This is a genomic window from Sporichthya sp. (genome assembly GCF_013815995.1).
Classification (GTDB): domain Bacteria; phylum Actinomycetota; class Actinomycetes; order Sporichthyales; family Sporichthyaceae; genus Sporichthya.
In genome coordinates, this window is the sequence record NZ_JACDFE010000180.1 from 1 (window position 1) to 9,327 (window position 9,327).

Here is a 9,327-nt window from a genome sequence, read left to right on the forward strand (position 1 = left end):
GGCCTCGGCCGGCGCGGTCTTCTCGCCGGTGTTCTCGGGAGGGCTCTCGGAGGGGGCCTCCGCGGGCGCCTCGGCCGACGCCTTGGTCTTGGCGGGGGCGGACTTGCCCGGAGCGCCGCCGGCGCTGATCGCCTCGATCAGCTGGCTCTTGCGCATCCGGCCGGTGCCGGTGATGCCCATCCCGGAGGCCATGGCCTGCAGCTCGGAGAGCACCATGCCGTTCAGTCCCTCGCCGCGACGCTTCTTGGCCGGCTCAGCGAGATCTGTGGATTCTGTCACTTGGTTGTTGTCCTTCCGGACCCCAGGCCATCAGGGCGTGCGAGGTCGGTATCTGACGGAACAGCACCACGGCGCAGGGTGATCCCGGGTCAAGAAGCCAGGGATCAGCGCACGCTTCGCGAGGTTCTCGAAGTGAGGAGATTCGACACGGCAAGCGCCGAAGATCACGGCGCGCCAAGGTGCGGCCTCACGATAACACGGTGGCCCCGACGGGGTCGACGGACAGGTGGTGCACCCGCCAGCCCTCCCCGCCGAGCTTCGCCACTGCCTCCGCCGCGTCCGGGGTGGTCAGCGCGAGCACCGTCGGCCCGGCGCCGGAGACCATCGCGGGAACGCCTTCCGCGCGTAGCCGCTTGACCAGGTCGAGGCTGACCGGCATCGCGGGGCCGCGGTAGTCCTGGTGCAACCGGTCCTCGGTGGCCACCAGCAACAGCTCCGGCGTGCGGGTCAGCGCCTCGACCATCAGCGCGGCCCGGGCGGCGTTCGCAGCGGCGTCGGCGTGCGGCACGGTCTTCGGCAGCAGGCCTCGTGCCTTGCGCGTGGACAGTTCGGTGTCCGGAACGAACACCACGGGCGCGATCAGCGGCGAGGGGTCCAGTCGGATCAGCCGCGCACCCTCAGGTTCCGTCCAGGCCAGGGTGAACCCGCCGGCCAGGGCGGCCGCGACGTTGTCCGGATGCCCCTCGATCTCGGTGGCCAGGCGCAGCAATGCGGCGTCGTCGAGGCGCTGCTCGCCGTCGACGCACAGTGCCCGCGCGGCCACGATGCCGGCCACGATGGCGGCCGAGGACGAGCCGAGTCCGCGCCCGTGCGGAATCGCGTTGGCGCACGCCACCCGAAGCCCGGACGGCGATCCGCCCAGCCGGGCGAAGCACTCGTGCATGGAGCGAACCACCAGGTGCCGGGCGTCGCGGCGCACGGTGCGCGCGCCCTCGCCGACCACCGACAGCTCGAGGCCGGGCGCGTTCACCTGCACCTCGACCACGTCGTGCAGGGTCAGGGCGAGGCCGAAGCAGTCGAACCCGGGGCCGAGGTTGGCGCTGCTGGCCGGTACCCGCACCCGGACGGCCTCGGCGCGGTAAGCGGGGACAGGTAAGTCGAGCGACACCTAGGCCAGGCCGAGCTTTTCGGCCGCGGCCGCGGCGTCGATCGGCACAGTGACCGGTGCGGGGGCCCCGGCGATCGCCCACTCGGGGTCCTTGAGGCCGTTGCCGGTGACCGTGCACACGACCTGCAGCCCCGCCGGGATCCAGTCGTTCTCCCGCGCCATCAGCAGGCCGGCCACGCTGGCCGCCGACGCGGGCTCGACGAACACGCCCTCTCGGGAAGCCAACAACCGATACGCGGCAAGAATCTGACGGTCCGTCACAGCCTCGATGCGGCCGCCGGATTCATCCCGGGCGGCGATCGCGGAGTCCCACGAGGCGGGATTGCCGATCCGGATCGCGGTGGCGATCGTCTGCGGGCTCTTCACGATCTCGCCGTTGACGATCGGAGCCGCGCCGGCCGCCTGGAACCCGAGCATCCGGGGTCGGCGGGTGGCCGGGCCGTCCTCGCAGTACTCCGTGTAGCCCTTCCAGTAGGCCGTGATGTTGCCGGCGTTGCCGACCGGCAGCACGTGCACGTCGGGGGCGTCGCCGAGCGCGTCGACGATCTCGAAGGCCGCGCTCTTCTGGCCCTCGATGCGGAACGGGTTCACCGAGTTCACCAGCGCGACCGGGTAGTGCTCGGACAGGTCACGGGCCAGGGTCAGGCAGTCGTCGAAGTTGCCGTCGACCTGCAGGATGCGCGAGCCGTGCACGAGGGCCTGGCTCATCTTGCCCAGCGCGATCTTGCCCTGCGGGACGAGCACCGCGCAGACCATCCCGGCGCGCACCGCGTAGGCGGCGGCGCTGGCGCTGGTGTTACCGGTGGAGGCGCAGATGACGGCCTTGGCGCCCTCTTGCGCGGCCTTGGAGATCGCCATCGTCATGCCGCGGTCCTTGAAGGACCCGGTCGGGTTGGCGCCCTCGACCTTGAGGTGCACCTGGCACCCGGTCAGCTCCGAGATCACCGGCGCGGGCACCAGCGGCGTACCGCCCTCCCGCAACGTCACGATCGGGGTGGCCGCAGTGACCGGCATCCGGTCGCGGTACTCCTCGATCACGCCTCGCCATTGATGTGTCATCACGGCACTCATGATTCGAGATCGCCCTCCACCCGCATCACACTCGCGACCGCCCGGACCGCATCCATGGTGCGCAAATGCGCCACCGTCGCCGCCAGCGCCGAGTCCGGCGCGCGGTGCGTGACGATGACCAGATTCGCGTCCTCGGCATGACCGTGCTGACGCACCGTCTGGATCGAGACGTTGTGCTCGGCGAAGGCGGTGGCGACCTGGGCCAGCACGCCGGGCTTCTCGGCCACGTCGAGGCTGATGTAGTAGCGGGTGACGGTCTCGCCCATCGGGCGGACCGCGAGTTGGGCGTAGGCCGACTCCCCCGGCCCGCGCCCACCGACCACCCGATGCCGGGAGACCGCCACCAGGTCGCCGAGCACCGCGCTCGCCGTCGGGGCGCCACCGGCACCGCGGCCGTAGAACATGACCTGCCCGGCCGAGGCCGCCTCGACGAAGACCGCGTTGAACGCATCGCCGACCCCGGCGAGGGGGTGCGAGCGCGGGATCATCGCCGGGTGCACCCGCACGCCGATGCTGGAGCCGTCGGCGGAGAGCTCGCAGATCGCCAGCAGCTTGATGACGCTGTTCATCTCCCGGGCGCTGGCCACGTCCGAGGAGCTGACCTCGGTGATGCCCTCGCGGTAGACGTCGGCGGCGGTGACGCGACTGTGGAAGGCCAGACTCGCGAGGATGGCCGCCTTCGCGGCCGCGTCGAAGCCCTCGACGTCGGCAGAGGGGTCGGCCTCGGCGTAGCCGAGCGCGGACGCCTCCTCCAGCGCCTCGGTGAACCCGGCACCGGTCTCGTGCATCCGGGACAGGATGAAGTTCGTGGTGCCGTTGACGATGCCGAGCACCCGGTTGACCTGATCGCCGACCATCGACTCGCGCAGCGGGCGCAGCAGCGGGATCGCGCCCGCGACGGCCGCCTCGTAGTAGAGGTCGACGCCGTACTTCTCGGCGGCGGCGTAGAGGGTGGCGCCGTCCTCGGCGAGCAGCGCCTTGTTGGCGGTGACCACCGAGGCGCCGTGCTCCATCGCGGACAGGATCAGGGAGCGGGCCGGCTCGATGCCGCCGATCACCTCGATGACCACGTCCAGCTCGCGGGTGACCAGTTCGACCGAATCGGTGGTGAACAGCGACCCGTCAACGCCCAGCTCAGCGGCCTTCTCCGGGATCCGCTTGGCGCGGCGCACGGCGACACCGACGAGCTCCAGCGGGGCCCCGACACGCTGGGTGAGGTCCCCGGCCTGGGCGTGGAGCTGGCGGACCACCTCGGTGCCGACGACGCCGCATCCGAGCAGCCCGATCCGGATGGGGGCCATTACCCGGCGGCCAAGGTGTCAGCACTCATGGGCGGATTCTTCCACCGTCCGGACTTCTCACCCGACATCGAGGCGGGCGAGGTCGTCCTCGGTCTCGCGCCGGACGATCACCCGGGCGGCGCCCTGGGCGATCGCGACGACCGGCGGACGACCCAGCAGGTTGTAATTGCTGGCCATCGAGCGGCAGTAGGCACCGGTGGCGGCCACGGCGACCAGGTCCCCGGCGGCGATGTCAGCCGGCAGGTACAGGCCGCGGACCACGATGTCGCCGCTCTCGCAGTGCTTGCCGACCAGCCGGGACAGCGCGGGGGCCGCCTCGGAGGACCGGGAGACCAGCGCGGCGGTGTAGCTGGCGTCGTAGAGCGCGGTGCGGATGTTGTCGCTCATCCCGCCGTCGACGCTCACGTAGGCGCGGGTCGCGCCGCCCGCGAGCGCGACCGCCTTGACCGTCCCGACCTCGTAGAGCGTGACCGTGCCGGGCCCGGCGATCGCCCGGCCGGGCTCGACCGAGAGCCGCGGGACGGCCAGCCCGGCGCCGGCGCACGCCCGCTCGACGATCGCGATCAGCGACTTGGCCATCGAGGCGATGTCGGCCGGGTCGTCGTCGGAGGTGTAGGCGATGCCGAGTCCGCCGCCGAGATCGAGCTCAGGCAGTTCGACGCCGTGCTCGTCACGGATCGCGGTCGCGAGCCCGACCAGGCGGGAGGCGGCAACCTCGAAGCCGTCGGTGTCGAAGATCTGCGAACCGATGTGCGAGTGCAGCCCGACCAGCTCCAGGCTCGCCAGCATCAGCACCCGGCGGACCGCCTCGGCCGCGGCCCCGCCGGCCAGGGAGAAGCCGAACTTCTGGTCCTCGTGCGCGGTCGCGATGAACTCGTGGGTATGCGCCTCGACGCCGACCGTGACCCGGATCTGGACGCGGGCCCGGACTCCGCGCGCCCGGGCCAGGTCGGCCAGCCGCACGATCTCGGCGTAGGAGTCGAGCACGATCCGCCCGACGCCGGCCTCCAGGGCCATGTCCAGCTCGGCGACCGACTTGTTGTTGCCGTGCAGGGCGATCCGCTCGGCCGGGAAGCCGGCGCGCAACGCGACCGCGAGTTCACCGGCGCTGCACACGTCGAGGTGCAGCCCCTCCTCATTCACCCAGCGCGCAACTGCACCGCACAGGAAGGCCTTGCCGGCGTAAAACACGTCGGCGCCGGCGAAGGCCTCGGCGTAGCCGCGGGCGCGGGACCGGAAATCGGCCTCGTCGAGCAGGAAGGTCGGCGTGCCGTACTCGGCGGCGAGGTCCCGCACGTCGAGGCCGGCCATGGTGCACACGCCGTCCTCGCGACGCGTGAAGTTCGTCGGCCACACCATCGGGTCCAGCGCGTTCAGGTCGTGCGGGGGCGGCGCGACGCCGTCCGCGTGCATGACGTCGGCGTGCCGCGGGCCGGCCGGGTGCGCGCTTCTGCTCATCGCTACATCCGCTCCGGCGCGCTGACGCCGAGCATCGCCAGCCCGTTGGAGATGACGGTGCGGGTGGCGTCGTTGAGCCAGAGCCGGGAGCGGTGCAGGTCGGAGACCTCTTCCTCGCCCCGGGGCAGGATCCGGCAGCCGTCGTAGAACCGGTGGTAGACCCCGGCCAGCTCCTCCATGTACCGGGCGATCCGGTGTGGCTCGCGCAGCTCCGCCGCGGAGGCGACCACCCGCGGGAAGTCGCCGAGCGCGGCGAGCAGGCGGGCCTCCCGATCGTCGGTGAGCAGCTCGGGGTGGAAGGACTCCGGCGGCGACCACTCGATGCCCAGGTCGCGGGCGTTGGCGGCGACCCGGAAGGTCCGCGCCGCGACGTACTGCACGTAGTAGACCGGGTTCTCCGGGGCCTGCTTGGTGATCTCCTCGACGTCGATCACCAGCTGACTGTCCGTCGAGGAGCGCGCGAGCGTGTAACGCGCAGCGTCCACGCCGACCAGGTCGACCATGTCCTCCAGGGTCACGATGGTGCCGGCCCGCTTGGACATCTTCAGTTCCTCGCCGCCCTGCAGCAGCTTGACCAACTGGCCGATCAGGACCATCACGGAAATGTCCGGGTCGTCGCCCGCGCAGGACGCGAGCGCCCGCAGCCGGCCGATGTAGCCGTGATGGTCGGCGCCGAGCATGTAGATGCAGGTGTCGAAGCCCCGGCTGCGCTTGTCCAGGTAGTACGCGGCGTCGGCGGCGAAGTAGGTCTTCTCTCCGTCCGCCTTGACCATGACCCGGTCCTTGTCGTCACCGAAGTCGGTGGTGCGCAGCCAGATCGCGCCGTCGAGGTCGTAGACGTGCCCCTGGGTGCGCAGCGTGGCGATGGCCTCGTCCACCCGGCCGGAGGCATGCAGGCTCCGCTCGGAGAACCAGACGTCGTAGTGGACGCCGAACTTCTCCAGGCTGCCGGTGATCTCGGCGAGCATCAGCCGGTGGCCGCGCTCCCGGAACTCGGGCAGCGCGTCGGCGTCCGGGGCGTCGGCCAGGTGCGGCGCGGCTTCCAGGATCTTGGCGGCGATGTCGGCGATGTACTGCCCGCCGTAGCCGTCCTGCGGCGCCGGCAGACCCCGCGCGGCGGCGAGCAGGGAGTTCGCGAACTTCTCCATCTGCACGCCGGCGTCGTTGATGTAGTACTCCGAGGCGACGTCGGCGCCCGCCGCCTCCAGGATCCGGCGCAGGCTGTCCCCCACCGCGGCCCACCGGGTGTGGCCCAGGTGGACCGGGCCGGTCGGGTTCGCCGAGACGAACTCCAGGTTGATCCGCTGCTTGCGCAACGTCTCGGACCGGCCGTAGGCGGTGCCGGCCACGACGATCTGGTAGGCCAGCCGCCCGGCAGCGCCGGAGTCCAGGGTGATGTTGAGGAAGCCGGGGCCGGCCACCGCGACCTTCTCGATACCGGAGGCGCGCCGCAGGTGCCCGGCGATGATCTCGGCGACCTCCCGCGGGGGCTTCCGGGCCGGCTTGGCCAGCTGCATCGCAATGTTGGTGGCGTAGTCGCCGTGCTCCCGGGTCCGGGTCCGCTCGAGGTGGACCTCCCGGGGCACCTCCGCGTCGAGTTCACCGGCCTGCACCGCGGCGGACACGGCGATCTGGACGGCGTCGGACAGCTCTGCGGGAGTCACCCGCGAAGCCTAATGGCCCGAGGGTGCGCGCTCTTCCGACTTAACCGGGGGCTCGTCCGGTGCCTGGGCCGGTGCTTGGGCCGGTGCTTGGGCCGGTGCTTGGGCCGGTGCTTGGGCCGGTGCTTGGGCCGGTGCCGGAGTGGTCCCCACCACACTCCGGATCGTGGCGACCAGGTCCTGCGGCGCGAACGGCTTGGTCAGCACGGCGTCGATGCCGATCTCGTCCGCCCGCAGCCGGTCCCGGGGCGTCACCGCGCCGGTGATCAGCACCAGCGGGATGTGCCGGGTGTGCTCGGACTCCCGCAGCCGCGCCGCGGCGCTCAGGCCGTCGAGGGCCGGCATGACGAGGTCGAGCGTGATCACGTCCGGCGGATTTGTGCGCACCTTGGTCAGGCAGTCACGACCGTCGGTCGCCTGCTCGACCTCAAACCCCTCGAGCTCAAGGTTGAGGCGGATCAGTCGTCGCACGGGCTCGTCGTCGTCGACCACGAGCACGCGGATGGTGGGAGTCCGCACTCTCGGAGACTATCGACGCTAGGTAGTGGATCCGGGCGTTTTGCCCGATTTGGGAGAACGGCGTACAGAGGCGCTTTGACGGGTAATCCCGGTCAAAGGCGCGCCGACCGTGCGGTAACCTCTCGGCGTTCAAAGTCCCGAGCCCCCGTAGCTCAGGGGATAGAGCATCGGCCTCCGGAGCCGGGTGCGCAGGTTCGAATCCTGCCGGGGGCACCGCATTCCGCAGGTCAGAGCCACATTGGACCACCCGGGCCGCGATTTATGCCCTACACATGCCCTAACTTTCGTTCGCTCTGGTTCGCCGCGATGAGCCCACGTTCGATCGGCCCGGCCGCTTGGATCAGGGCGTAGGCAGCCCCGGCTCAGAGCGCGTCCCGCGCGGTGCGCACCGGCCGCAGCAGTGCCAGCGCATCGCTGCGGCGGATCCGGACCAGCTTGCCTCCGAGCTTGTAGGCGGGCAGGTCGCCGGAGGCGATCAGCTTCTCCACGAAACGATCCGTCGTGCCGTACAGGTCCGCGATCTCCTGCTTCGTCAGCAGCGGGTCGTCCTCGATCTCGGCACCGTTGTGCTGGATGCGCGGCTTACTCATTGGGCCCCCCTCTGGGCGCTGGTTGTTCTCGGCCGTTCTCGGCGAAAGGCACCGCGGCGAGTCACCGGGTCATCCCGGGCGGCGGTGGGCGGCGTGGAGCCGGGTCGGGCCGGGCCCGAGTGGTCTCGGCGGCTGGCCGCGGCGGCCACAGGCCAGTGGGGCTGGCTGCGAGGACGTGGCTGGCCTGCCGGCGTCGCAGCGCACTGGTAGCCGAGGTCGCGGATCCGGGCGACCGCAAGACGGTTTCCAGAATCTGACGCCCCGTCGGTTCCTTCGGGGCGACGTGGGTCTCGGCGCCGCCGGTGTCGGTGACGATGTAGGCGTGGTTGGCGTGCCGGCCGCGGGTCATCGCCACGTAGAGCGCCTCCCGAGCCATCCCCTCCCGGACGAGCAGGTGGCTGGTGTCGGCGGTGACGCCTTGGGCCCGGTGGACGGTCAGGGCGTAGCCGAGTTCGACGTGATCACGCACGTAGTCGGCGGGCAGCCGGACGGCGGACCCCGGATTTCGATCCTCCGGCCCAGCCGGGACGGCGTCGAGCGATCCGTCGACCTGCAGCGCGACGACCCGCCATCGATCGCCGTTGCGGACGTGACCGCCGTCCGCGCGGATGATGCGGCGCTGGTTGCGGCGGGTCGTGATCACGTGACGACGCGGTCCAGCAGCGCGAGCCGCGCCGGGACGTCGGGGAGGCGCAGGGCGCGGGTGGTGCGGGCGGCCTCGGCGAGCAGGTTCGTGGCCGTCCAGGCCGCCCCCCGCTGGGTCACCCCAGCGACGGCCGCCTCGGCGTACCGGGCCAGCAGCGCGTCGGAGATCTCGGTGCCGTGCCGGGTTGCCGAAGTGGTTGACGCGATGCTTGACAACCCTGCATCGGCGCTGGTCAGGGCGTTGCCAGCGATCGCGTCGGCGGGCTGGCCGGTGACCGTCTCCGCGGTTGCTCGCCACCGGGCGCGCAGCTCGGCAAGCGGACTCATGTGCTTGTCCGGGCGGGTGGCCAGGGTGGCCTGCTGTCGCAGGCGGATCGTCTGAACCCGGTCCGGTTCACTGCCGTGGGTGTCGGTGAACGCGGCGACCAGGTCCTGCACCTTCGCGCCGATCTCGGTAGAGCGGGAGGAGAACACGGTGAGTAGCTCGTCGCTGATGCCGTCGAGTTCGTATCCCGGGGTCCGGCGGGGTCCGCGGTCGCGGTAGCTGAATCTGACGGGCAATCGGATGGGTTGGGTCGGCCTGGGGCGCGGTGTCGGGATTGCTCCCGGTCCGTTTCCCCAGGCCGCCCGCCGAACCCGGCGTGCGAGTCTCCCCGCACCGGGCTCTCCACGGTGAGTGGCCGTCAGGTTGATGG

General features: G+C 71.4%; 10 protein-coding genes and 1 tRNA gene. 1 reads left to right on the plus strand and 10 read right to left on the minus strand.

Annotated elements, in window-relative coordinates; genetic code table 11:
* The 7 genes from H0X00_RS17750 to H0X00_RS17780 all read right to left on the minus strand — a co-directional run.
* Positions 1 to 279: Rho termination factor N-terminal domain-containing protein (locus H0X00_RS17750; protein WP_293773481.1), on the minus strand; the 279-nt coding region annotated here is incomplete at its 3' end.
* 187 nt (positions 280 to 466) lie between these two features.
* Entirely contained in the window at positions 467 to 1,387 is a 921-nt protein-coding gene (gene thrB / locus H0X00_RS17755; protein WP_293773484.1) for a homoserine kinase, read from the minus strand.
* Complete coding sequence (gene thrC, locus H0X00_RS17760) at positions 1,388 to 2,446, minus strand: threonine synthase (RefSeq protein ID WP_367186680.1); 1,059 nt, start codon at positions 2,444 to 2,446, stop codon at positions 1,388 to 1,390.
* An 8-nt stretch (positions 2,447 to 2,454) separates the two neighbouring features.
* Positions 2,455 to 3,759 (minus strand): homoserine dehydrogenase, encoded by a 1,305-nt coding sequence (locus tag H0X00_RS17765; RefSeq protein ID WP_293773488.1) that lies wholly within the window; start codon positions 3,757 to 3,759, stop codon positions 2,455 to 2,457.
* 57 nt (positions 3,760 to 3,816) lie between these two features.
* Complete coding sequence (gene lysA / locus H0X00_RS17770) at positions 3,817 to 5,217, minus strand: diaminopimelate decarboxylase (protein WP_293773490.1); 1,401 nt, start codon at positions 5,215 to 5,217, stop codon at positions 3,817 to 3,819.
* 2 nt (positions 5,218 to 5,219) lie between these two features.
* On the minus strand, positions 5,220 to 6,881 hold the full coding sequence (gene argS / locus H0X00_RS17775; RefSeq protein ID WP_293773492.1) for an arginine--tRNA ligase: 1,662 nt from the start codon (positions 6,879 to 6,881) through the stop codon (positions 5,220 to 5,222).
* Between the two features lie 9 nt (positions 6,882 to 6,890).
* Positions 6,891 to 7,397, minus strand: coding sequence for a response regulator (locus tag H0X00_RS17780; protein ID WP_293773495.1), 507 nt, complete (start codon positions 7,395 to 7,397; stop codon positions 6,891 to 6,893).
* A 141-nt stretch (positions 7,398 to 7,538) separates the two neighbouring features.
* Between H0X00_RS17780 and H0X00_RS17785 the strand changes: the two genes are divergently transcribed.
* Positions 7,539 to 7,610 (plus strand) — tRNA-Arg (locus tag H0X00_RS17785).
* A 149-nt stretch (positions 7,611 to 7,759) separates the two neighbouring features.
* Here H0X00_RS17785 and H0X00_RS17790 read toward each other — a convergent pair.
* The 3 genes from H0X00_RS17790 to H0X00_RS17800 form a co-directional block, all read right to left on the minus strand.
* The gene (locus tag H0X00_RS17790; RefSeq protein ID WP_293773498.1) at positions 7,760 to 7,987 is read right to left on the minus strand and encodes a helix-turn-helix domain-containing protein; all 228 of its coding nucleotides are present in this window, start codon (positions 7,985 to 7,987) and stop codon (positions 7,760 to 7,762) included.
* A 61-nt stretch (positions 7,988 to 8,048) separates the two neighbouring features.
* On the minus strand, positions 8,049 to 8,630 hold the full coding sequence (locus tag H0X00_RS17795; protein WP_293773500.1) for a hypothetical protein: 582 nt from the start codon (positions 8,628 to 8,630) through the stop codon (positions 8,049 to 8,051).
* Complete coding sequence (locus H0X00_RS17800; protein ID WP_293773502.1) at positions 8,627 to 9,193, minus strand: relaxase domain-containing protein; 567 nt, start codon at positions 9,191 to 9,193, stop codon at positions 8,627 to 8,629. The genes H0X00_RS17795 and H0X00_RS17800 overlap by 4 nt, the downstream gene beginning before the upstream one ends.
* Positions 9,194 to 9,327 lie beyond the last annotated feature (134 nt).